General features: G+C 37.6%; 20 protein-coding genes and 2 pseudogenes. 15 read left to right on the forward strand and 7 right to left on the reverse strand.

The annotated features are described in order from the left end of the window. Window positions 1-11 precede the first annotated feature (11 nt). The 4 genes and pseudogenes from prmA (at window position 12) to WH390_RS14070 (ending at window position 4,256) form a co-directional block, all read left to right on the forward strand. Window positions 12-899 (forward strand): 50S ribosomal protein L11 methyltransferase, encoded by an 888-nt coding sequence (prmA, locus tag WH390_RS14055; RefSeq protein ID WP_032115643.1) that lies wholly within the window; start codon window positions 12-14, stop codon window positions 897-899. A 412-nt stretch (window positions 900-1,311) separates the two neighbouring features. Then, window positions 1,312-2,337, forward strand: coding sequence for a tRNA dihydrouridine synthase DusB (gene dusB, locus WH390_RS14060; RefSeq protein WP_032115642.1), 1,026 nt, complete (start codon window positions 1,312-1,314; stop codon window positions 2,335-2,337). Further along, window positions 2,304-2,600 (forward strand): DNA-binding transcriptional regulator Fis, encoded by a 297-nt coding sequence (gene fis / locus WH390_RS14065; RefSeq protein WP_032115641.1) that lies wholly within the window; start codon window positions 2,304-2,306, stop codon window positions 2,598-2,600. The genes dusB and fis overlap by 34 nt, the downstream gene beginning before the upstream one ends. Window positions 2,601-3,643: 1,043 nt before the next feature. Beyond that, window positions 3,644-4,256 (forward strand): annotated as a pseudogene (locus WH390_RS14070) (hypothetical protein). A 300-nt stretch (window positions 4,257-4,556) separates the two neighbouring features. Here the strand turns inward: WH390_RS14070 and rpoH are convergent. The 4 genes from rpoH to ftsY all read right to left on the reverse strand — a co-directional run bounded on the left by rpoH (window position 4,557) and on the right by ftsY (window position 8,508). Next, window positions 4,557-5,414, reverse strand: coding sequence for an RNA polymerase sigma factor RpoH (rpoH, locus tag WH390_RS14075; RefSeq protein ID WP_032115640.1), 858 nt, complete (start codon window positions 5,412-5,414; stop codon window positions 4,557-4,559). A 226-nt stretch (window positions 5,415-5,640) separates the two neighbouring features. Then, window positions 5,641-6,600, reverse strand: a complete 960-nt coding sequence (gene ftsX / locus WH390_RS14080) for a permease-like cell division protein FtsX (RefSeq protein ID WP_032115639.1) — start codon at window positions 6,598-6,600, stop codon at window positions 5,641-5,643. Further along, the gene (ftsE, locus tag WH390_RS14085; protein ID WP_032115638.1) at window positions 6,593-7,258 is read right to left on the reverse strand and encodes a cell division ATP-binding protein FtsE; all 666 of its coding nucleotides are present in this window, start codon (window positions 7,256-7,258) and stop codon (window positions 6,593-6,595) included. Before ftsE ends, ftsX begins: the two co-directional genes overlap by 8 nt. Before the next feature lie 5 nt (window positions 7,259-7,263). Next, entirely contained in the window at window positions 7,264-8,508 is a 1,245-nt protein-coding gene (gene ftsY, locus WH390_RS14090) for a signal recognition particle-docking protein FtsY (RefSeq protein WP_032115637.1), read from the reverse strand. Between the two features lie 213 nt (window positions 8,509-8,721). Here ftsY and rsmD point away from each other — a divergent pair, with 213 nt between their 5' ends. Both rsmD and WH390_RS14100 read left to right on the forward strand, forming a co-directional pair. Then, entirely contained in the window at window positions 8,722-9,300 is a 579-nt protein-coding gene (gene rsmD, locus WH390_RS14095) for a 16S rRNA (guanine(966)-N(2))-methyltransferase (RefSeq protein WP_032115636.1), read from the forward strand. A gap of 16 nt (window positions 9,301-9,316) precedes the next feature. After that, window positions 9,317-9,589, forward strand: a complete 273-nt coding sequence (locus WH390_RS14100) for a DUF1145 family protein (RefSeq protein ID WP_032115635.1) — start codon at window positions 9,317-9,319, stop codon at window positions 9,587-9,589. Between the two features lie 58 nt (window positions 9,590-9,647). Here the strand turns inward: WH390_RS14100 and WH390_RS14105 are convergent, their stop codons facing one another. Next, the gene (locus WH390_RS14105) at window positions 9,648-10,013 is read right to left on the reverse strand and encodes a DUF2500 domain-containing protein (RefSeq protein ID WP_032115634.1); all 366 of its coding nucleotides are present in this window, start codon (window positions 10,011-10,013) and stop codon (window positions 9,648-9,650) included. Window positions 10,014-10,118: 105 nt separating this feature from the next. On the opposite strand from WH390_RS14105, the gene WH390_RS14110 reads away from it, so the two are divergent. Further along, complete coding sequence (locus WH390_RS14110; RefSeq protein ID WP_032115633.1) at window positions 10,119-10,748, forward strand: lysoplasmalogenase; 630 nt, start codon at window positions 10,119-10,121, stop codon at window positions 10,746-10,748. Between the two features lie 144 nt (window positions 10,749-10,892). Beyond that, the gene (locus tag WH390_RS14115) at window positions 10,893-13,259 is read left to right on the forward strand and encodes a zinc/cadmium/mercury/lead-transporting ATPase (RefSeq protein WP_032115632.1); all 2,367 of its coding nucleotides are present in this window, start codon (window positions 10,893-10,895) and stop codon (window positions 13,257-13,259) included. A gap of 105 nt (window positions 13,260-13,364) precedes the next feature. On the opposite strand, the gene tusA is transcribed toward WH390_RS14115, so the two are convergent. Further along, window positions 13,365-13,613, reverse strand: coding sequence for a sulfurtransferase TusA (gene tusA / locus WH390_RS14120; protein ID WP_032115631.1), 249 nt, complete (start codon window positions 13,611-13,613; stop codon window positions 13,365-13,367). Between the two features lie 199 nt (window positions 13,614-13,812). Between tusA and WH390_RS14125 the strand changes: the two genes are divergently transcribed. From WH390_RS14125 to glpQ, 3 genes are all read left to right on the forward strand, one after another. Further along, window positions 13,813-14,490, forward strand: coding sequence for a 7-cyano-7-deazaguanine/7-aminomethyl-7-deazaguanine transporter (locus WH390_RS14125; RefSeq protein ID WP_032115630.1), 678 nt, complete (start codon window positions 13,813-13,815; stop codon window positions 14,488-14,490). A gap of 520 nt (window positions 14,491-15,010) precedes the next feature. Then, window positions 15,011-16,363: a glycerol-3-phosphate transporter gene (gene glpT / locus WH390_RS14130; protein ID WP_032115629.1), complete on the forward strand. Its 1,353-nt coding sequence runs from the start codon at window positions 15,011-15,013 to the stop codon at window positions 16,361-16,363. A 100-nt stretch (window positions 16,364-16,463) separates the two neighbouring features. After that, the gene (gene glpQ / locus WH390_RS14135; protein ID WP_032115628.1) at window positions 16,464-17,540 is read left to right on the forward strand and encodes a glycerophosphodiester phosphodiesterase; all 1,077 of its coding nucleotides are present in this window, start codon (window positions 16,464-16,466) and stop codon (window positions 17,538-17,540) included. Window positions 17,541-17,600: 60 nt separating this feature from the next. Here the strand turns inward: glpQ and epmA are convergent, their stop codons facing one another. After that, the gene (gene epmA / locus WH390_RS14140) at window positions 17,601-18,581 is read right to left on the reverse strand and encodes an elongation factor P--(R)-beta-lysine ligase (RefSeq protein ID WP_032115627.1); all 981 of its coding nucleotides are present in this window, start codon (window positions 18,579-18,581) and stop codon (window positions 17,601-17,603) included. Window positions 18,582-19,517: 936 nt separating this feature from the next. On the opposite strand from epmA, the gene frdA reads away from it, so the two are divergent. From frdA to frdD, 4 genes and pseudogenes are all read left to right on the forward strand, one after another. Next, window positions 19,518-21,314, forward strand: coding sequence for a fumarate reductase (quinol) flavoprotein subunit (gene frdA / locus WH390_RS14145; RefSeq protein WP_032115626.1), 1,797 nt, complete (start codon window positions 19,518-19,520; stop codon window positions 21,312-21,314). Further along, window positions 21,307-22,041, forward strand: a complete 735-nt coding sequence (locus tag WH390_RS14150) for a succinate dehydrogenase/fumarate reductase iron-sulfur subunit (RefSeq protein ID WP_032115625.1) — start codon at window positions 21,307-21,309, stop codon at window positions 22,039-22,041. The genes frdA and WH390_RS14150 overlap by 8 nt, the downstream gene beginning before the upstream one ends. An 11-nt stretch (window positions 22,042-22,052) precedes the next feature. Next, window positions 22,053-22,445: a fumarate reductase subunit FrdC gene (gene frdC / locus WH390_RS14155; protein WP_032115624.1), complete on the forward strand. Its 393-nt coding sequence runs from the start codon at window positions 22,053-22,055 to the stop codon at window positions 22,443-22,445. A 13-nt stretch (window positions 22,446-22,458) separates the two neighbouring features. Beyond that, window positions 22,459-22,814 (forward strand): annotated as a pseudogene (gene frdD, locus WH390_RS14160) (fumarate reductase subunit FrdD). Window positions 22,815-23,226: the final 412 nt, after the last annotated feature.

The raw sequence follows: 23,226 nt of genomic DNA on the forward strand, positions 1-23,226 counted from the left end.
AGAGAATATTTATGCCTTGGATACAAATACGTCTGAATTCGACAGCCGAGCAAGCAGAAGCCTTAAGTGATATATTAACGGAAACCGGAGCGGTTTCTGTCACCTTTCAGGATAGCTACGACAACCCTGTTTTTGAACCCTTACCGGGTGAAACTCGCCTTTGGGGAGATACGGATGTTATTGGTCTATTTGATGCTGAAAGCGATATGGAGCAGGTTATTAGCCAACTTGAAAATTACTCCTTATTGGGTAAAAATTTTGTTCATAAAATTGAACAAATAGAAGACAAAGATTGGGAACGTGAATGGATGGATAATTTCCATCCTATGCGTTTTGGACATAAACTATGGATTTGCCCTAGCTGGCGTGATACGCCTGATCCCAATGCGGTTAATGTCATTTTGGATCCTGGTTTAGCGTTTGGTACCGGTACCCATCCTACTACATCACTCTGTTTAGAGTGGTTAGATAGCTTAAATTTGAAAGATAAGACAGTTATCGATTTTGGTTGTGGCTCAGGCATATTGGCCATTGCCGCGCTTAAACTAGGCGCCAAAAAAGCGATTGGTATTGATATCGATCCTCAAGCCATCCAAGCTAGCCATAACAACGCCGAACAAAATAGAGTCGCCGATAAATTAGTTCTATATTTGGCGAAAGATCAGCCTGAAGATCTAAAAGCGGATATTGTTATTGCTAATATCTTAGCTGGCCCCTTACGCGAATTAGCTGGTGCAATCGGTGGATTAACTAATCCAAATGGCTTACTTGGACTGTCTGGAATATTAGCCAGTCAGGCGGAAGCAGTTATAACCGCTTACCAACAACAATTTAATATTGAGCCGATAATAGAAAAAGAAGGATGGTGCCGAATAACCGGAATAAAAAAAGCGGATTAGCCATAAGTGAGGTTAGCGCATGCTAATGCGCTAACCCGACAATAAAAATTTTGCTAAAAATCTGCTGCTATAAAAAATCACAAAATTATCAAACTAATTACTTTTATTGTTTATACAAAATAATATCTTTCCAATAACCATCATAAAAATAGTGATCAAGCTTGATTTTTATACAATCAACAGAGATAATCTAACCTAACAAGGAATTTACGATAAAGAATAACAAAATTTGAAAACAAATCAGAAATTTTCATTATATTGATTTTTATGAATATTATTTGTAATCAAAAAAAATCAAGATAAAATTTTTCAAAGAAATATCAATTTGCTCAAAGTTTGTCCTTTCATATCTCGTAAAAAATGCGTAATATACGCGCCCTTGCAGTCACAGGATGGTGTTCTTTTATCGCCTATGTATATTGGTCAATATCAGATAAAAAACTGTCTCATTGCAGCACCAATGGCGGGTATCACCGATAGGCCTTTTCGGTCACTGTGTTACTCAATGGGTGCTGATATGACAGTGTCGGAAATGCTTTCTTCCAATCCTCAGGTTTGGAAAACAGACAAATCCAGATTGAGAATGATCCATAGTGATGAATTAGGCATTCGTTCTGTGCAAATTGCAGGTAGTGATCCCGATGAAATGGCAGCAGCTGCACGAATTAATGTTGCAAATGGTGCTCAGATCATCGATATCAATATGGGTTGCCCTGCCAAGAAAGTGAACCGTAAGTTAGCAGGTTCAGCATTATTGCGCTATCCAGAGCTGATTGAGAAAATTCTATTAGCTGTTGTGAATGCGGTTGATGTTCCTGTTACATTAAAGGTTCGCACTGGTTGGTCACCTGAAGAACGGAACTGTATAAAAATAGCTCAACTGGCCGAAAATTGTGGTATTCAAGCTGTAACTATTCATGGCAGAACTCGTTCTTGCTTATTTAATGGTGTAGCTGAATATGACAGCATTCGAGCAGCTAAGCAAAATGTTACTATTCCTATTATCGCTAATGGCGATATTACTGACCCGCTTAAAGCCAGAGCAGTGCTTGACTACACTGGGGCTGATGCCTTAATGATTGGTAGAGCTGCTCAGGGAAGACCCTGGATCTTTCGGGAAATCCAGCATTACCTGGAAACAGGTGAGTTACTGCCACCTATGCCTATTGCTGAGGTGCAGTGCTTAATGCAAGCGCATGTTAAGGAGCTGCATGACTTTTACGGTCTAAGCAAAGGAATCCGCATCGCACGCAAGCATGTCTCTTGGTACTTAAGAGAACATGCACCTGATGACCAGTTTCGGCGCACATTCAACACCATAGAGGATGCCAGCGAACAGCTGGAAGTGTTGGAGGCATATTTCGAAAAATTTTGCGTAAATCAAAGAAAAGAGCTGACAGAACTATGTTCGAACAACGCGGAAATTCTGACGTACTAACCGTTGCTACTGTAAATTCACAAGATCAAATAACTCAAAAGCCACTACGTGATTCAGTTAAACAAGCACTGAAAAACTATTTTGCCCAACTTAATAACCAGGATGTTAATGACTTATATGAATTAGTATTGGCTGAGGTGGAAAAACCATTATTAGATATGGTAATGCAATATACCCGTGGAAATCAGACCCGTGCTGCGTTAATGTTAAGCATCAACCGTGGAACTCTACGTAAGAAATTGAAAAAATATGGTATGAACTAGCCATAAGTGGTTAACATACTAATTAAAAAAGCACTTTTATATTTTATATAAGTGCTTTTTTGTTATTACTTATACCCTACTCGCTGAACAAATATATAAACAGAAGATAAGACGAAAACATGATGAGACGGTAGCTAATGGCAGCTCTAAATGAAAACCGGCAAAATCCAATTACTCAACGTTGAAATCAGCTCTCCGAATCGATTGCTACTGACACAGGCAATCAAATCTAACAGCTCAGTTTGAAGTTCTACCGAATTTAGCATAAATTTGCTAATATCAAAGCCATGTGCATTCCATCTTCACTATAACCATTCATTACCCAGATAACCTCTTTGATTTAGATATTAGCCAGATTAATACCAACCTCCTAAAAACCATTCAAAGAGAATATCCAGCATTAACTGAAAATAATTTATTAAATAATCCCAGCTTGAATATTCATCCAGGTACAATGATATTAAAGCGTAATTTTGTTTCATATGGGAGTAAATGGTTAACTACATAAATATATAATGCGGCAATGGGTAATGTTGATTCAACGATCCATAATCGTTTCCGTTATGCCAAAAAATTTATCGAAAGCTATTTTCAACTACATGACTATTAATGTGGTTTTTCGTCAACATCGATTTTTAAATAACTGTTCCATCTCTGCATCTGTAAGACCACTTGACATGTTGATAACATTTTACCAACACCATTTTCAAGAAACTAGCGTGCTATCAGGTTAATATTGAATCAAACAAGAACTCAAATTGAATTAAACAAAAATAAAATTATTGATTCTCGATGATAATGAAAAAAATCCTAAATGATTGCAATTTTTGGTGTTTTTTAAAATTTATGATTTCTTTTCCACTTGTCAGTAAATCATGACAGCACAGCCTCCGTAACGAATTCATCATTCTGGTGTAAAATTTTATCCTGCTATTTAATTATTTTACAGTCAACATTGCTGTTTATATTCTGTTTGTATTGGTGATAGTATTGTTATACAGAGGCTGCGGTAAACAATAAGGACGTTTTTTATGAAAGATAAAATGACTGCTGTAATGATGCTGGCTACTACAGTGATTGCCGGTGGTGCACAAGCCAATGATATAAATATGTGGCGTGAACCAGCACCGGTTGTTAAAGAAGGCAAATTTTTCTCCGTTATTCAGGATCGAGGAACCTTGCAAAAGGCAGTTAAAAATAGCAATAACGAGTTTCTTTTTTCAGAAAAAGGTGCAGGCGTTAAGCCGCTAGTACTCATCGGATCACCAGTGGAGATTTTCGAATATTTGGAAAAAAATCAAACCCGCGGTATCGAAAACCATCTACAGGAAACCCCTGAAATATATATGGGCATCACAAAGTACGTACCACACAAACGTTTTAATGGACTCTTTCCGATACAGGATTTTTTAGTTAAAACACTTGAGCAGGTGCTTAAATTTGTACCTACCGGAACAGTTTACGGACGCAGCTGGTATTCCTGCGGATCTTAAAGAACTTTATCGCGTTACCAATTCGTTTAAAAGTAAAGAAAAATCCAGTGGTGATTTACTCTACGTAAAATTTAGTTATCTTCCAGAAGATGGAATGCAAAAAATTGGTACCCGTTCGGTTAGCTTTGGTCGTATATTACAATTGATGCAGAATAAAAATTAACGATCGAGTCTATCAGAATAGGATAGGTGTATATTAAATATAAACACACGCAAAATGTCACTGACAGATAAAATATTAGGTAATATTGTAGGGAAGTAATAGACAAGCTACTAGATACATGTAAAAAGGCGCTTACCTTACAGGTAAATGCCTTTTTATTTTAACAGGTAACAATCAAAATAAATTTACTATTACCTTTCTATCTTTCAACAACTTTTCATATAGTTAATTGCCAAACTTTAAATTGGCTACATAACAAAAGTTTCAGCTAGATTTTTACATCACGCGATGTGGCTTATTTTAAGCTTCCATTACTAACCGAAGTTTTTTCATGGCATTTTTTTCTAATTGACGAACACGTTCAGCCGATACACTATATTTATCGGCTAAATCCTGTAAAGTGGTCTTGCTTTCTTCATCAAGCCAACGCGCACGAATAATATCCTGACTGCGCTCATCTAAGGTGGATAATGCCTGCGTTAATTTATCAGTAGCATGGTTTTCCCAATTATCTTCCTCAATGCTATCGGCAAAAGCAGAAGATTTATCCTGTAGATATAAAACCGGGGCAATAGTGGTATTTTCACCATTATCATCATCGTCATTCATGTCGAATGCCATGTCTTGTGCAGCCATTCGCGATTCCATCTCACGAACATCCTTGCTGGTTACACCTAGCTCCTTGGCAACCATATCTACTTCATTTTGATTAAACCAGCCGATACGTTTCTTATTCTTACGCAAATTGAAAAAAAGCTTACGTTGAGCTTTAGTGGTAGCAACTTTAACTATCCGCCAATTACGCAATACATATTCATGAATTTCAGCTTTTATCCAATGAACAGCAAATGAAACTAAACGTACGCCAACTTCAGGATTAAAACGACGCACAGCTTTCATTAGACCGATATTACCTTCTTGGATCAGATCCGCTTGTGGCAATCCATAACCTGAATAATTACGCGCGATATGAATAACAAAACGTAAATGAGAGAGTATAAGCTGTTTAGCCGCATTTAAATCACCATGATAATGCAGCCGTTTTGCATATTCTTGTTCTTCCTCTGCGGTTAGCATCGGATAAGCATTAGCTGATCGCACATAAGCTTCAATGCTACCTTGTGGAATTAATGCTAATGATTGCATATCTTTGGTCATTGATATCCTCTTTGAATTCAACAAACTAAGAGTTAGTTCTAAATAAAAAATTTATATTTGAGCAGATTCCATTGCTCAGCGATTAATCTGATATCGAGTAGTTTACCACTGCTTGGTATCGAAGAAAATTGCCTTGATTTAATTACATTGAACTTTTAACTTCGACAAAATGTCAGCATAAAAGTTCAATATTGATCACCCGTGTCACTTTTCCTGCTGATAATGATCATTCTGGCGTGAAACGTCTTAAGTGTTGAGCTGTAGCCAGCCAAGCCGCTAACCAGCCAATCATTGCAGCAATCAGTATAACTAATAGCACCTCATCCCATAAAAAACCTTGAATATGAAATGTAGTACCAAATACACCCGCTACCTGTGTAACGATACCGGTCAGTTGCCATACCAATAATGCAGAAAGTATTAATGAGAGTAAAGCACCAAAGAATCCCAGTATAATACCACTATTTAAAAAAGGACGCATAATAAAACCATCTGTCGCCCCAATCAACTTCATGACATTAATCGTATCCCTACGGGCAAAAATATTTAGTCTTATACTATTGCCTATCACTAAAAATACCGCCATAACCATTAAAATACCAATCACCATGGCAATTTGTCCAATCAGCCCAGTTAATGCTGCTAAACGGGTAAACCAACTATCATCCATGCGAACATCTTCAATTCCAGCTAATTGACCTACTTTATTACGCAGGTTTATCAATGATTGTGAATTTTGAAAATCAATTTTAGGCGTGATAATGGCTACTGCTGGTAAAGGGTTTTCTTCCAACAGATCTAACGCTGTGCCGAATCCTGACCAATTGCGAAACTCAATCATGGCTTCTTCGCGCGACAGGTAATTAACACTCTTAACACCATCTAATTGCTTAAGTCCAGCGACTGTCTGTTCAGCGCCTTTTTCATCTAATGATTTATCCAAATAAATGGTTAATTGAGGTGCGGGATACCATTGTTGCGCGGCTTGTGAAACATTTTTCCAAACAATATAACAAAGACTGGGCAGCGTTATCGAGATAGCAATAACAGCCACCGTTAAAAGCGTGGCTAAAGGCTGGCGTAACATATCAGCTAATGTATTTAACCAAGCATAGCGCCATTGCTCTCGCCATCCTCCTTTCAATGCCTTGGCTTTGGCTATTTTATGGATAGGTTTTTTAGCCATTCTGACCTCCTACCATTCTTCCCTCGCTTAATGTCAAAATAGAATAATGACGACGCTCAATAAGCTCAAGATCATGAGTGGCTACCAAAACTGTTACCCCAACTCGATTGAATTCTTCAAACAATCGCATAATACCTTCAGATAATTCATCATCCAAATTACCCGTTGGCTCATCTGCTAGCAATACACTAGGCTTATTAACAATTGCGCGAGCTATACCTACTCGCTGCTGTTCACCACCTGATAATTGAATTGGATAACTTTTCGCTCTATTAAGTAAACCCACCTTATCTAAAGCAGCAGAAACCCGACGACGAATATCCTCAGAGCTGGCACCGGCAATAATCAGCGGCATAGATACATTGTCATATACGTTTCTATCAAACAACAAATGATGATCTTGAAAGATCATACCTATCTGCCGACGTAAAAAAGGTACTTCCCGTTTTTTTAAGCGACTAATGTGATGACCACCAAACCAAATATGGCCAGTACTAGGGCGTTCAATACCACATATTAACTTTAATAAGGTACTTTTCCCCGCCCCCGAATGGCCAGTAAGAAATGCCATTTCTCCAGGATGAAGATGAAAATCAACGCCCTGAAGTGCTTGCTTGCCACCACGATAAGCTTTACTAACATGTTCAAAGCGAATCATTGATATTAATCCTCTCGGACAAAAAGCGCCTCGATGAAATCATTAGCTACAAATGGCCGGAGATCATCAATGCCTTCACCAATCCCTATATAGCGAATCGGGATCTTAAACTGATCGGCAATAGCAAAAATCACGCCACCTTTAGCTGTACCATCAAGTTTAGTTAAAATAATGCCAGTTAACCCCACTGCCTCATGAAAAATTTTAGCCTGATTAATTGCATTTTGACCAGTACTTGCATCTAATGTTAGCATCACTTCATGAGGCGCTTGTTGATCAAGTTTTTGCATAACTCGGACAATTTTTTTCAACTCTTCCATCAAATGCGCTTTGTTTTGCAATCGTCCGGCAGTATCAGCAATCAATATGTCGACTCCCTTCGCTTTCGCCGACTGAATGGCATCAAATATCACTGAAGCAGGATCTGCGCCAGTATGCTGAGCAACAACCGGGATATTGTTACGCTCTCCCCAAACTTGTAATTGTTCAACCGCTGCTGCCCTAAATGTATCGCCAGCCGCTAGCATTACTGATTTACCTTCTGTCTGATATTGGCGGGCTAACTTACCAATTGTTGTGGTTTTACCGACCCCATTAACCCCAACCATCAATATTACATAAGGTAGCTTATTTTCTATAACCAATGGCTTATCAACATCAAATAAGATATTGGCCATCTCTTCGCGTAATTTGCTATAAAGCATCGCAGCATCATTCAACTCTTTACGATTAGCATGGGTAGTTAGGCTATCTATAATCTTTCGTGTTGTTTCTAGCCCCACATCAGCAACTAAAAGTTGTTCTTCTAACTCATCAAATAGCTCATCATCAATTTTTTTACCACGAAAAAAACTAACAAAACCGACTCCCATATTCTGCCGAGTTTTTAATAAACCTTGTCTTAACCGTGCAAAGAAATTCTCTTTTGCCGGTTTTTTTGGCTGTTGTATCGGCGGTACTTTTTTCTGTTCATCTATGTCTTGCAAAGTGGTTATCTGCTGACTAGGTGTAACAATTTTTGCGGCTTTCATGTCTGCTGTTTGGCATTGATCGTTTTTTTCTTCCGCTACTTGAGGTTGCACCTTTTCTACTTTTGCAGACTGCTGTGATGTTGCTATTACATCCATCACCCCTTCAGAACTGTCTTCTACTTTCGGTTCGGATTGTTGCTCTGTCTCTCTTTTTTGCACTTCATTTTCAGATCCTAACCCTAGCCAGGAAAAAAAACTTTTTTTTCTCTTTTTAGCCATCTGCTATTACACTCCTAGCGGTAAAAATATGGTGTTACCAATGTAAATAATAAAAATAGGATGGCAGTGTATCACTTGATTTGATTGCAACACATATCTGACACCCATTTCATGTTAAATTAGCGATAATTTTCATGTTGTACATGCTGTCGATAAACATTGGTATTATTATCATCTATATTAACAAACTGTAATGACTAAACTATGTAAATTATGGCAAGAAAAATACAATCTGCATCACGTGGCCAAATTCGTATTATTGGTGGTAAATGGCGAGGTCGTAAACTACCCGTCTTTGATAGTGAGGGCTTACGCCCCACAACAGATAGGATCAGAGAAACTTTATTTAATTGGTTAATGCCTGTTATTCAGGAGGCTCGCTGCCTTGATTGTTTTGCTGGTAGTGGCGCTTTAGCTATTGAAGCACTTTCTCGCTATGCCGCTTCAGCTACCCTAATTGAATTAGAGCGCTCCGTCGCAACACAACTTGTGGCCAATCTAGCTAAATTAGAGGCAAAAAATGTACAAGTGATTAATAGCGATACATTGAACTATCTGGCACAGAACGGCACAGCCTATGATGTCATTTTTCTTGATCCGCCTTTTCGTAAAGATCTATTGCAACAAACAGCCTTGCTACTAGAACAAAATGGTTGGTTAAGCGAAAATTGTTGGATCTATGTTGAGGCAGAAGCAGAAGCTAATTTAGCCTTGTTACCTAAAAATTGGCAGCTTCATCGTAAAAAAGTTACTGGGCAAGTCGCTTACTGTCTTTATATTCGTAATCAATAATTAGTTGGAAAATATCATGTTAATAAATGCTGGAAAATTATTAATGGTTTTTGTTTGGGGATTCATGATGTTTAATTTAATCCATCCATTTCCAAAACCATTAAAATATTTTATAGATGTAGCAATGATATTTATGATTTTCATGCATGCCATGCATGCCATGCAAGCCATTTTTTTGCACTCCGCTTTTGCAAAAACAGAAAAGCATCCCCGTTGGCTGCAAATAAAAATCTTTCTATTTGGCGTTTTTGAACTTTTAGCCTGGCAGAAAAGACAAAAAACTGACTAACTATAAAAAAAATCGCAAGTAATTACAAAGGCAATGCATTATTGACTGATAAATTTAGCTATTTTGCATTGGCTTTGCTTTGAAAGCGAACAAACCTTGTTCCCTGCATATAAAGCGTACCTCTATCCCCTTTTTTAATCGCATTATATTCCTTCTCCTTTTTTAGGAAAATCTTTATTACCTCACTAGCCGATAGCCGCTGAAAATAAATTTCATAACGAAAAGTTTCCGGAGTAACAACCTCTCGTTGACGAGAACGCATATTAGGATAGGGATAATCTATCTTATCAATGACCTCAACTTGATAACTGATAATCGGAGAATTATCATTAATGACATCTTGTCGACGTTGATCAAAAAAACGTTTCGTCGCTAACATAATAATGATAATAATAGTAATAACGAATATAACCGATTTATTCACAATATTTTCCAAGCTTTCATTATTGATATATTTAGTAACTATTATTGTCTATCCTCTAATAGGATCAATAATTTCTAATTAACCTTTTTAGTTAGTGGGGAAACCATGATCAGTTGGCCATTTCTTGCTGTGTTATTTTCTGGTTGGCTTTATATTGATGCTGCCTATCGCGGTCCACAATGGCAATGCTGGCTGTTTCGCCCAGTTACGCTATTATTGTTAGTATTTTGGGCTTGGAGTGCCGATTTTACTGATGCTGCCGGCTATCTGATCATGGCGGGTCTGTTGGTGATGCTAATTGCTGACAGCTGGCAAATGCTGTCCAAGGAACGTTTATTGCCGACTATTTTCTTGTTGTCTCTAAGCTACCTACTTTATACCATCAGTTTTACTATGCAGATGAATTTCACTTTCTACTTGCCATTACTGACTATCCTACTAATCCTTAGTGTCATGGTATTAATTATAATCTGGGCACCTCTTGGTTCACTACGCGCACCGGCCATTTTTCTACTAACAATGTCATTCATTATGGCTTGGGTAGCGGGTGAACAATATTTCGGTCTAGCAAGAGAACATAATTTTTCCATTATGATAGGTGCATTTTTACTTTTTATTGCCAACAGTATTTGGCTTATCGCCAACTTTCGTTACCCATTTAAAGCTTCTAAAGCAACAATTACCGCTTGCTATTTTATTGGTCAATTTTTCATTGTACGTTCGCTTTACTTATAAGTTGGATTGATAACCATTTTTCAGCTAAATAGCATTTTTTGTCAAAAAATCCCCTCTTCTATGTTTGACTTTAGAGTTAACTCTAAAGTGTAAAGTAAATCACAGAAACGAAATTTTAAGTGAGTGAATTAAAAAGGGGATACTATGTGTGCGCATACCCATCAACAACATAAGCATACTGCAAAATGTTGCACAACCAATAGCCACAGCAGCGATAAAAAGAAAGTTAGTGGTCACAAACATAGCAAAAAAACCGTATCGCTATCAGCAAAAAATAGCGCTGATGATGAACATCATCCTGCGAAGAGTAACACTAAACTTATTGATCAGCAGGCATGCAGTGATACCAATCAATATAATTGCGTAAGTGAACATTCACTTATGCCTGAGGAAAGTAATGCCGTCATTTCAAGAGGAAAGCACCGCTTTCATTGGATTGTAAGCGGTATGGACTGCGCAAGCTGCGCGCGTAAAATTGAAATAGCCGTTAGCAAGGTCAAGCATGTCAAACAAGTAAAGGTACTGTTTACAACCGAAAAATTAATTGTCGATGCTGATGATGATGTTCGTGATGATGTAATCAAAGCTGTGCAACAAGCGGGCTTCAAATTATATAACCTCAATGCCGCCGAATCAGCCAAAAAAAAGAAGCAAAATAATCCATTTAGTGAATCTAAACCTATCATTATTTTAATATTTTTTATGTTAATCAGTTGGGGAATTTCCCTCATTGATGTAAAAGTAGGACAAATTGCTTTTATTTTAACAACATTATATGGACTCTACCCGATTACAGTTAGAGCAATACAACTAATACGCTCAGGTACCTTTTTTGCAATAGAAACATTGATGAGTGTTGCGGCAATAGGCGCATTATTCATTAATGCCAGCGAAGAAGCCGCGATGGTACTGTTGTTGTTTATGATAGGAGAAAGATTAGAGTCATATGCCGCTGGACGCGCACGCCGAGGCATCAGTAGTTTAATGGCCCTTATTCCTGAACAAGCGGTACTCATTAAAAATGGTGTAAAAACCACTGTCCCTGTCTCGACACTGCAACCAGGCGACATCATTGAAATCCTTCCTGGTGGCCGTTTACCCACTGATGCTGAATTAGTGAATGAATTTGCCAGTTTTGATGAAAGTGCATTAACCGGTGAATCAATGCCTGTTGAACGAAAAACGGGGGAAAAAGTATCAGCCGGCGCACTTTCTATCGATCGCGCTATACAAATGAAAGTAATATCTGAACAAGGGCAAAATGCGATCGATCGCATAATGATATTAATTGAAGAAGCTGAAGAGCGCCGCGCCCCAATTGAACGATTTATTGATCGTTTTAGCCAAATTTACACGCCCCTTATTATGTTAGTCGCAACATTGGTTATTATTATTCCACCACTATTTTTTGCTCAATCATGGGACATATGGATCTATCGTGGTCTAACCTTGCTGTTAATAGGCTGTCCTTGCGCTTTAGTGATCTCTACTCCAGCGGCAATTACTTCTGCTCTGGCAGCAGCAACCCGTCGAGGAGCCTTGATTAAAGGTGGCGCAGTCTTAGAGCAATTAAGTTCTGTCACCCAAGTTGCCCTGGATAAAACAGGTACACTTACCGAAGGGAAACCACAAGTTACTGACATCATAACCGCTGAAACAGTGACCGAGGAAAAACTATTGCAATTTACCGCTTCAGTCGAAAGCGGATCACACCATCCTTTAGCAAAAGCGATTTTGGCTAAGGCTCAAGCGCTAGAAATAAATGTTGAACCCGCCCAGAATCATAAAGCATTGGCTGGTATTGGGGTGGAAGGTTATTTGGCAGATAAATATATTCTGGTGTCAGCACCGAATAAAATCTCTGACGATATATTAACCATACAATGGCAGCAAACTGTAAAAACACTTGAAAATCAAGGTAAAACTGTTGTTGTGGTACTAGTCGATAACAAGTTACTTGGCATTATTGCTATGCAAGATACATTACGCTCAGATGCCATTGATGCGGTTAATAAACTGCAAAAACTGGGTATTAAAACCGTCATGTTAACGGGTGATAACCCACTGGCAGCTGAATCAATTGCGCAAAAAGTTGGTTTAGATTATCGGGCAGGGCTGTTACCTGAAGACAAAGTCAATGCCATTATAGCACTCAGTAAAACCAACCATACACTGATGGTTGGCGATGGTATTAATGATGCTCCCGCAATGAAGGCCGCAAATGTTGGCATCGCCATGGGTAATGGAACGGATGTCGCTCTTGAAACCGCTGATGCGGCATTGACTCATAACCGGCTAACTGGATTAGCCGAGATCATTATGTTATCACGAGCAACCAGAGCCAATATTCGTCAAAACATTACTATCGCTTTAGGACTAAAAGCTATCTTCCTGGTGACCAGTTTATTAGGCATAACCGGCTTATGGATGGCTATTTTAGCAGATTCCGGTGCCACTGCATTAGTGACCGCAAATGCGCTCCGTTTATTGAAGGATCGCCAGCCAGAATAAACACTTTGTTAAATATTATTTATATATTTGAAAAAAGAGAGACATGATTCAATAATCTCTCTTTTTTCAATATACTTTTTGTTTAACACCGTTTCGCTTTTAGTATTAATTAACTTTCTTGCGGATCAAATAACGGTAGGGAGGTTGCTGAATCTCTTCAGCAAGCAATTGATGTTCCATAAAACGGCAAAAAGCAGGAATATCACGGATTGTAGCCGGATCATCCGCAATAATTAATAACGTTTCACCTTCAACCATCTGACGAACCATTTTTCTTATCATCATCATTGGCTCAGGACAACGTAATCCTTGTGTATCAAGGGTTCGGTTAGGGTTAGTAAAAATATCTGGCATTGGTATTTAGTTTTAAAGCCTATTCAATAGGTTGGAATTATATTACAAATCAAATAAATTCTCCCGCCATTTATTAAATAAAAATAGATAAGAAAATTTTATTATTCATTTTGCTTTTATCTTATCTCAGGCGTATGATGCACCGCGTAAATTAAATTATCATGGGTTCCCTCACCCCATTTAACAAAAAAGGTATAATATGTTCGAATTGACGCCACAACAGCGTATCAAAGCACTCATTTGGCTTTCCTTTTTTCATATATTGATTATTACCTCCAGTAATTATCTGGTACAACTGCCAATTACCATTTTTAGCTTCCATACCACATGGGGAGCATTCACTTTCCCTTTTATTTTTTTGACAACGGATCTAACTGTACGTATTTATGGTGCTCCTTTCGCTCGACGGATTATTGCTGCAACTATGCTGCCGGCTCTTTCTGTCTCCTACATTCTTTCGGCGCTTTTTTACCAAGGACAATGGCAAGGGTTTATCACACTAAATGAATTTAATCTATTTGTTGCCCGTATTGCGCTAGCAAGCTTTATGGCTTACGCTTTAGGTCAGATTATGGATATTTTCGTGTTCAATAAATTACGTAATTATCGTCGTTGGTGGATTGCGCCGACTGCGGCAATGTTTTTCGGTAATCTACTGGATACGATTGCTTTCTTTTTCATTGCATTCTATCACAGCACTGATCCTTTTATGGCGGCCAATTGGGTAGAAATTGCTTTAGTCGATTATAGCTTTAAGTTATTTATTTGTATGTTATTTTTCCTCCCTGCTTATGGATTGATGTTGAACTTCATGCTAAGTTACTTTTTCCAAGGCCAACACCAAAAGAATGGTTATCTAGCTGCAGATAATAATTAAGTTGAATCAAGACAAAATTTGCCTAATTGAATATCTGTTTAGCGACAAAACTATCTATTGAGTGGAAAGTGGCGATATCCACTCAGTGGAATACCTTGTAACCAACAGAATGCCCAGTAATAATTCGGTCATAGGTGAATTGTTGACCTTAATCCAATGTCTGATAGCGACTTAATAAGTAGTCATCGAACACAATATAAGCCACTCTTAATCAATAATCTTTATTAAGAAACAAAAACGAGCATTCATGGTGATTTTTTGTACCAGAACTAACAAATTTATGACAAAGTTCACAATTATACTTGAATAATTAAAAAATTATTTCTATCGCCGATATATATTTTGTCTGTTTACGCACAAATTTATAACATTTTCGCATTCGTATGCAGACATATGCATTAACATGAGTTATCTTAGCGCGCGATTAAGAAAGAAGACCTAATAATAACGTCTCACATTTTCGTTTTAGCAATTGCTTATTACTTGATAGCAAAAATTTAAATGCTATCGGAGGGGAATTATGTTAAGTATTTTTAAGCCAGCACCACATAATAAAAGAGTTCCGGCAGATCAAATTGATCCGCTTTATCGTCGCCTACGTTGGCAAATTTTCTTCGGTATCTTTTTGGGTTATGCCGCTTACTATCTCGTTAGAAAGAATTTTGCATTAGCGATGCCCTATTTAATTGAGCAGGGGTTTTCTAAAGGTGAACTTGGTTTTGCTTTATCAGGAATCTCAATTGCATATGGTATCTCAAAATTTATCATGGGCTCAGTCTCTGATCGTTCAAATCCAAGAGTATTTTTACCTGCCGGGCTAATTTTATCCGCCTCAGTAATGCTAATTATGGGCTTTGTGCCTTGGGCTACCTCAAGCATTATGATTATGTTTGTGCTGCTCTTCCTATGCGGTTGGTTTCAAGGTATGGGATGGCCTCCTTGTGGCCGAACAATGGTTCACTGGTGGTCACAAAAAGAACGGGGTGGTATCGTTTCAATTTGGAACTGCGCGCATAATGTTGGTGGTGGCATCCCGCCGTTGTTATTTATATTAGGCATGGCATGGTTCCACGACTGGAAAGCAGCCCTATATATGCCTGCTTTTGCTGCCATTTTTGTTGCTATGATTGCCTTTGCTTTAATGCGTGATACGCCACAATCTTGTGGTTTACCACCGATTGAAGAATATAAAAATGACTACCCACCTGATTATACTGATAAAGACGAAAAAGAGCTGACTGCAAAGCAGATTTTTATGCAATATATTTTGCCTAATAAGCTACTTTGGATGATCGCTTTTGCTAACGTTTTCGTATACTTATTACGTTATGGTGTACTCGATTGGTCACCAACTTACTTACGTGAAGTTAAACACTTTGCTATGGATAAATCCTCATGGGCTTATTTCTTATATGAATATGCAGGTATTCCAGGCACGCTACTTTGCGGTTGGATGTCAGATAAAGTTTTCAAAGGAAACCGTGGCGCCACCGGCGTATTTTTCATGGCATTAGTCACTATTGCAACTGTTGCCTTCTGGCTCAATCCGCCAGGTAATCCTCATATTGATATGGCTTGCATGCTAATTATTGGCTTCTTAATTTATGGCCCTGTTATGTTGATCGGTTTACATGCGCTTGAATTAGCACCCAAAAAAGCCGCAGGTACTGCTGCTGGTTTTACCGGTTTATTTGGCTACCTTGGTGGCTCGGTAGCAGCAAGTGCTATTGTGGGTTATACCGTTGACTATTTTGGCTGGAATGGCGGCTTTATGGTAATGATTGGCGGTAGTTTACTTTCTGTTATTTTATTATTTATCGTGATGCTGAGTGAAAGCAAGCATAAACGCGAAATGGCAGAACAACATAGCTAATTTATGTCATAAATCAGTTATCTTTAATTAATAAGCTTGGCAAAAAGGGGAACTCATTTTATCACTGATTTCCCCGCTCATAATAAAGAGAATTATACTAATGAATATAAAATTAAATAGCTTGGTTGCTAGTATGTTATTAGTTATGTCAATGTCAGCAATGGCTCAATCTAACGCAAAAGTCGTTATTGCTCACCGCGGTGCAAGTGGTTATCTACCAGAACATACATTACCCGCCAAAGCAATGGCTTATGCGCAAGGTGCCGATTTCCTTGAACAAGATCTGGTAATGACAAAAGATAATGAACTGATTGTATTACATGATCATTACCTAGATAGCGTTACAGACGTTGCGGATCGCTTCCCTGGCCGTGCTCGCAAAGATGGTCGCTTTTATGCCATTGATTTTACCTTACCCGAAATTCGATCACTCAAATTTACTGAAGCCTTTGAAATTAAAGATGGTAAAAAAGTTCAAACCTATCCTAATCGTTTCCCGATGGGAAAATCCAGCTTCCATATTCATACTTTTCAAGAAGAAATTGAATTTGTCCAAGGTTTGAATAAATCTACTGGTAAAAATATCGGCATTTACCCGGAAATTAAAGCACCTTGGTTTCACAAACAAGAAGGAAAGGATATTTCGACCAGAGTGTTAGAAGTTCTGAAGCAATATGGCTACAGCAAGAAAAGCGACAATGTTTATCTTCAGTGCTTTGATGCTAATGAATTAAAACGCATTAAAAATGAACTTTTACCTAAATTAGGCATGGATTTAAAACTGGTTCAATTAATTGCTTACACGGACTGGCATGAAACTTATGAAGAGCAGCCTAACGGTACATGGACAAATTATAGCTATGATTGGATGTTTAAGCCGGGAGCAATGAAAGAAGTTGCTAAGTATGCTGATGGCATTGGCCCAGATTACCACATGCTTATTAATGAAAGCTCCAAACCTGGTAAAATAAAACTTACTGCTATGGTTAAAGATGCGCACAAAAATAAGTTAGTCGTTCATCCTTATACCATTCGGATTGATAAGCTACCAAATTACGTGAAAAACGGTCAACAGCTGTTTGATATTATCTATAACAAAGCTAACGTCGATGGTGCCTTTACCGATTTCCCTGATCTAGGGGTAAAATTCTTGCAAAAACAGCATCAACATCAATAATAGCCGGCAATAAATTCAGCGGTAATAATTTACCGCTGATTGCTATTAGTTTACTGATAATTAAGCTCGCTCTATAGAAAAAGAGATAACATCACTTATTTTTTCTGCATTCAGCGCCAACATGACTAAACGATCAATACCTAAAGCAACACCTGAACAATCAGGTATGACTTTATCTAGCGCAGCAAGCAGACATTCATCAATAGGCTGTTCTGGTAAACCCATTTTTTCGCGCATCTGATTATCATGCTCAAAACGTTCTCGCTGTTCTTGTGCATCAGTCAACTCACGAAAACCATTGGCCAACTCAATACCCTTAAAATAAACTTCAAAACGCTCAGCAACTCGGTGGTCTTCTTTACTAATTTCAGCTAATGCTGCCTGTGAAGCAGGAAAATGATAGATAACGGTAGGCTTATCTTTACCTAAATTTGGTTCAACTCCCATAGTAAACAAAAATTGTAATAACACATCTTTGTCTTCTTCTGTTTCGGCATTATTTAAACCCAACTTCACTGCTGCATCACGTAATTGTTTTTTTTCTGACTCCAGTGCTAATGGATCAATGTTTAGATAACGCTGAAAGGCCTGTTGATATGATATCCGCTCAGTGGGTTGGCAGTCCAAAATTTGTTGCAACAAATCATCTACTTCATCAATAAGTCGGTACATGTCATAATGAGGCCGATACCATTCAAGCATAGTAAATTCTGGATTATGATAACGTCCCTCTTCTTCATTACGAAAAGCTTTAATCATCTGATATATAGGCCCACTGCCGGCCGCTAGCAAGCGTTTCATATGATATTCAGGACTGGTTATCATATACAATTTGGTGCTGTCAGCAATTACCGGAGCAACAAATTGGGTTTCAAACGGTGAGAGATGAATATCTGTTACCGTGAATTTGCTTAATATAGGCGTCTCTACTTCCACTACTCCTCGATCGATGAAAAAACGTCTGATTTCAGCAATAATTTTGGCTCTTTTCAGTAAGTTATTGATAGACGCGCTCGGTTGCCAATTCACTATCTCACTCATTGTAAAAACTCCAAAAAAGAATAAAGCGCGCTAGTTTACTCGCCTGTAAACAAATAAACAAATTTTTCATATCGTTAATCTCATCACTCTGTTTTTTAACAAAAATAAACTAACCCTTAGTTAAATAGTAAGAGAACTTGAAAATATTAATTAGTTGAAATAAATAATTAACGTTAGTTATAAGTTGATATAACTACTTTCTATATGATCTCCAATTTAGCTGAATAAAGAAAATATTTCAACTCAAAATCATCAAACCATAAAAAATAAATTCAAATAATATCAATATGTTAAAAACATTTGGAAGTTATTTTCAGCTATAAAATTAATAAAAATAATCATTTTAATGGATTAATGTAAATTTTTATTTATTAAAATTGCATTTATTTATAATATTTTTATTTTTATTTTTATTTTTATAAAATTATTATAAATATGACTAAAATTACCTTATTGCTCATAAAAATATTATCAATGAATATATTTTTATTGATATAAAAAAACACCAAAATAGAATAATGTTATATATCAATAAATAAGCATATAATTACGCTATTTTTATTAAATAAAAATCATATTATTTATTAAATTGGCAACAAAAATTTGCTGCTGGTAATTGTTTGAGATTTATTTAAAAATCATTATCAATACAATAAAAATAAAAACCAACCTAAAATCCACTAAGTCAATAAGATAACATATAAACTTAATTATACCCATTTTATGACCAAAAATAGCTAATTTTTAAACAAGTCTATTAACTCTCACTTTTTATAAGCAAAATCCTAGAAAACTTGTACCTGAATCAAATCTCTGTCGGTAACAATTTGTTATAAATTGCTAAATAATAATTTATTGTTAATTATTAATCATAATTAAATAACAATGCCATAACAACATGAAGTTTATTTTCAATTAGTAATGGAGAAGCATAGTGTGCAAACCTTTAATGCTGATTTAGTCATAATAGGCGCTGGTGGAGCTGGTTTGAGGGCAGCAATTGCTGCTACTGAAGCTAATCCCAATCTAAAAATTGCTTTGGTTTCAAAAGTCTATCCCATGCGCAGTCATACTGTCGCTGCAGAAGGTGGCGCAGCTGCAATTGCTCAATCCCATGATTCCTATGATTATCACTTTAATGATACGGTTTCAGGGGGAGATTGGTTATGTGAACAAGATGTGGTTGAATATTTTGTGAAACATTGTCCAACCGAAATGACACAACTGGAATTATGGGGATGCCCATGGAGTCGTAAAAAAGATGGTACAGTGAATGTCCGTCGCTTTGGAGGAATGAAAATCGAGCGCACTTGGTTTGCTGCTGATAAAACAGGCTTCCATATGTTGCATACTCTATTTCAAACCTCTCTCAAATACCCACAAATCCAGCGATTTGATGAACATTTTGTGTTAGACATTCTGGTTGATGAAGGAAGAGTACATGGCCTAGTCGCTATCCATATGATGGAGGGCACTCATATTCAAATTAACGCAAAAGCCGTTATTATGGCCACCGGTGGAGCCGGCCGTGTTTACCGTTATAATACTAACGGCGGAATTGTTACCGGTGACGGTATGGGTATTGCATTACGGCATGGCATTCCATTACGTGATATGGAATTTGTCCAATACCATCCGACTGGCTTGCCAGGTTCTGGAATACTTATGACTGAAGGTTGTAGAGGTGAAGGCGGGATCCTCATCAACAAAGATGGCTATCGTTATCTACAAGATTATGGTTTAGGGCCTGAAACCCCTCTAGGTAAACCAGAAAATAAATATATGGAATTAGGCCCTCGAGACAAGGTTTCTCAAGCTTTTTGGCATGAGTGGCGTGCAGGTCGCACAATAAAATCATCACGCGGTGATGTCGTGCATCTTGACTTACGCCATTTGGGCGCAGAGAAACTACATGAACGCCTACCCTTTATTTGTGAATTAGCCAAAGCTTATGTCGGCGTCGATCCCGTTACTGATCCTATCCCTGTTCGCCCAACTGCACATTATACAATGGGGGGAATTGAAACGGATCAGAAATGTGAAACATCAATTAAAGGTCTGTTTGCTGTGGGCGAATGTTCGTCAGTTGGCTTACATGGTGCAAACCGCCTGGGTTCTAACTCTTTAGCAGAATTAGTCGTTTTTGGGCGATTAGCTGGCATTGAAGCGGCTAAATATGCCACTGAAGTCTCTCCAGCCAATAATAACGCCATTGAATTAAAAGCGCGTGAAGTTGAAACCAATTTAACCAAACTGATCAACCAAAAAGGTAAAGAGAATTGGGCTAACATCCGTGATGAAATGGGGATAGCAATGGAGGAAGGTTGTGGCATCTATCGTACACCTGAATTAATGCAAAAAACCATGGATAAACTAGCTGAACTTAAAGAACGCTTTAAACATATTGAAATTACAGACCATAGCAGCGTCTTTAATACTCAACTGCTCTACACTATCGAATTAGGCTTTAGTCTAGATGTAGCGGAATGTATGGCTCATTCGGCTTTCTATCGCAAAGAATCGCGTGGTGCTCATCAGCGTCTGGATGAAGGTTGTACTGTCCGTGATGATGTTAATTTTCTAAAACATTCTCTTGCCTATTATAACTCACAAGGCGCCCCAAATATTGCTTATCGCGATGTGAAAATTACCAAATTAGCGCCAGCTAAGCGAGTTTATGGTGGTGAAGCAACAGCGCAAGAGCAAGCAAAGAAGGAGCAGGTGAATGGCTAAGATGAAAAAACTGAAAATGGAGATCATGCGCTATAATCCTGAAACTGACGATGTCCCCTATTCTGTTACTTATGAAGTACCTTATGATGAACAGACTTCTTTACTAGATGCTCTCGGTTATGTTAAGGACCACTTAGCACCTGAGCTCTCATACCGTTGGTCTTGTCGTATGGCAATATGTGGCTCTTGCGGTATGATGGTTAACCAGATGCCTAAATTAGCCTGCAAGACTTTTTTACGGGACTATACCGATGGCTTAAAAGTAGAAGCATTGGGCAATTTTCCTATCGAAAGAGATTTAGTGGTAGATATGACCCATTTTATTGAGAGTCTTGAAGCTATTAAACCCTATATTATTGGTAATAATCGTAAAGTTAGTGATGGTCCCAATAAACAAACCCCTAGTCAAATGGCTAAATATCATCAATTCTCTGGCTGTATTAATTGTGGCCTGTGTTATGCAGCTTGCCCTCAATTTGGCCTTAATCCAGAATTTATTGGCCCTGCTGCAATCACACTGGCAGAACGTTATAACCTTGATAGCCGCGATAAAGGCAAAAAAGAGCGCATGCCATTATTAAATAGCGATAATGGTGTATGGAGCTGTACATTTGTCGGTTACTGCTCTGAAGTATGTCCTAAACATGTCGATCCTGCCGCTGCTATTCAGCAAGGAAAAGCCGCAAGCGCAGAAGATTTTATTATTGCTATGTTGAAACCAAGATAAGGAAGAAAAAAATGACGACAAAACGTAAGCCTTATGTACGCGAAATGTCATCAAATTGGTGGCAACAGATTGGATTTTATCGTTTTTATGTTATTCGGGAAGCAACCGCCATCCCTCAAATTTGGTTTAGTTTAGTCGTGCTTTATGGCCTATTTTCTTTAACAGCAGGGCCTGAAAGCTGGTTTAATTATGTTACCTTTCTGCATAATCCAATCGTTTTATTAATTAATATTTTCACTTTAATAGCAACTTTATTCCATACAAAAACCTGGTTCGAACTGGCGCCTAAAGCTGTTAATATCGTGATAAAAAATAAAAAAATAGCCCAAGAAAGCATTATAAAATTACTTTGGGGTATTACTTTTCTAGCAACAACCATTATCTTAGCTATAGCGCTAATATAATTTAAGGAGAACAATGATGAATCAACCTCCTAAACGTTCTGATGAACCTATTTTTTGGGGATTATTTGGTGCTGGTGGTATGTGGAGTGCAATTATCTCTCCGGTTATTATTCTTTTGCTAGCAATTTTTATTCCTCTAGGTTTAGCACCAGAAATGTTAAGTTATGAACGCATTCTGACATTTTGCCAAAGCTTTATTGGCCGTATTTTTTGCTATTAATGATCATTTTACCTATCTGGTGTGGACTGCATCGACTTCATCATGGCATGCATGATCTAAAAATAGCGATTCCAGCCGGTAAATGGATTTTTTATGGTGCGGCTGCCATTATTAGTATGATTGCCATTATTGCTATCATCAAACTCTAATCAAAAATTAATCTAATAAAAAAGCCAGATAGTTTCAAACCATCTGGCTTTATTGTTTGTGATAAGCATTGGCTAGGTCAATTGATAGACAGCGTAGCAAACGCTCGTTCCAGTTCATCTATATTATTAACTGTCAGATACGGATTACTAACCACGAATTCCACCGGTTTAAACTAATAAAGATTGATAACTCAAACATTGGGTAACTAACAATAAAAACCGCTATTAGTTAAAGTAATCATTGTACTAATCATATTGATTAACCTAATCTTTAATTGTGCCTTAATCAACATCAGCAAAAAACAATTCCAGTTAACTATATGAAATTAATTTATAAAATGAAATTTTTAAACACCAGCATGAAAAAAAATTCAGGGGAAATTTTAATTTTTTTACCGGTTCTGGCTATTAC

It is taken from the genome of Candidatus Arsenophonus nilaparvatae (genome assembly GCF_045346035.1).
Lineage (GTDB): Bacteria > Pseudomonadota > Gammaproteobacteria > Enterobacterales > Enterobacteriaceae > Arsenophonus > Arsenophonus nilaparvatae.

Excerpts from the sequence above, each read along its gene's own strand:
- prmA (WP_032115643.1), top strand. The coding sequence starts at position 12 with ATGCCTTGGATACAAATACGTCTGAATTCGACAGCCGAGCAAGCAGAA.
- dusB (WP_032115642.1), top strand. The coding sequence starts at position 1,312 with ATGTATATTGGTCAATATCAGATAAAAAACTGTCTCATTGCAGCACCA.
- fis (WP_032115641.1), top strand. The coding sequence starts at position 2,304 with ATGTTCGAACAACGCGGAAATTCTGACGTACTAACCGTTGCTACTGTA.
- rpoH (WP_032115640.1), bottom strand. The coding sequence starts at position 5,414 with ATGACCAAAGATATGCAATCATTAGCATTAATTCCACAAGGTAGCATT.
- ftsX (WP_032115639.1), bottom strand. The coding sequence starts at position 6,600 with ATGGCTAAAAAACCTATCCATAAAATAGCCAAAGCCAAGGCATTGAAA.
- ftsE (WP_032115638.1), bottom strand. The coding sequence starts at position 7,258 with ATGATTCGCTTTGAACATGTTAGTAAAGCTTATCGTGGTGGCAAGCAA.
- ftsY (WP_032115637.1), bottom strand. The coding sequence starts at position 8,508 with ATGGCTAAAAAGAGAAAAAAAAGTTTTTTTTCCTGGCTAGGGTTAGGA.
- rsmD (WP_032115636.1), top strand. The coding sequence starts at position 8,722 with ATGGCAAGAAAAATACAATCTGCATCACGTGGCCAAATTCGTATTATT.
- WH390_RS14100 (WP_032115635.1), top strand. The coding sequence starts at position 9,317 with ATGTTAATAAATGCTGGAAAATTATTAATGGTTTTTGTTTGGGGATTC.
- WH390_RS14110 (WP_032115633.1), top strand. The coding sequence starts at position 10,119 with ATGATCAGTTGGCCATTTCTTGCTGTGTTATTTTCTGGTTGGCTTTAT.
- WH390_RS14115 (WP_032115632.1), top strand. The coding sequence starts at position 10,893 with ATGTGTGCGCATACCCATCAACAACATAAGCATACTGCAAAATGTTGC.
- tusA (WP_032115631.1), bottom strand. The coding sequence starts at position 13,613 with ATGCCAGATATTTTTACTAACCCTAACCGAACCCTTGATACACAAGGA.
- WH390_RS14125 (WP_032115630.1), top strand. The coding sequence starts at position 13,813 with ATGTTCGAATTGACGCCACAACAGCGTATCAAAGCACTCATTTGGCTT.
- glpT (WP_032115629.1), top strand. The coding sequence starts at position 15,011 with ATGTTAAGTATTTTTAAGCCAGCACCACATAATAAAAGAGTTCCGGCA.
- glpQ (WP_032115628.1), top strand. The coding sequence starts at position 16,464 with ATGAATATAAAATTAAATAGCTTGGTTGCTAGTATGTTATTAGTTATG.
- epmA (WP_032115627.1), bottom strand. The coding sequence starts at position 18,581 with ATGAGTGAGATAGTGAATTGGCAACCGAGCGCGTCTATCAATAACTTA.
- WH390_RS14150 (WP_032115625.1), top strand. The coding sequence starts at position 21,307 with ATGGCTAAGATGAAAAAACTGAAAATGGAGATCATGCGCTATAATCCT.
- frdC (WP_032115624.1), top strand. The coding sequence starts at position 22,053 with ATGACGACAAAACGTAAGCCTTATGTACGCGAAATGTCATCAAATTGG.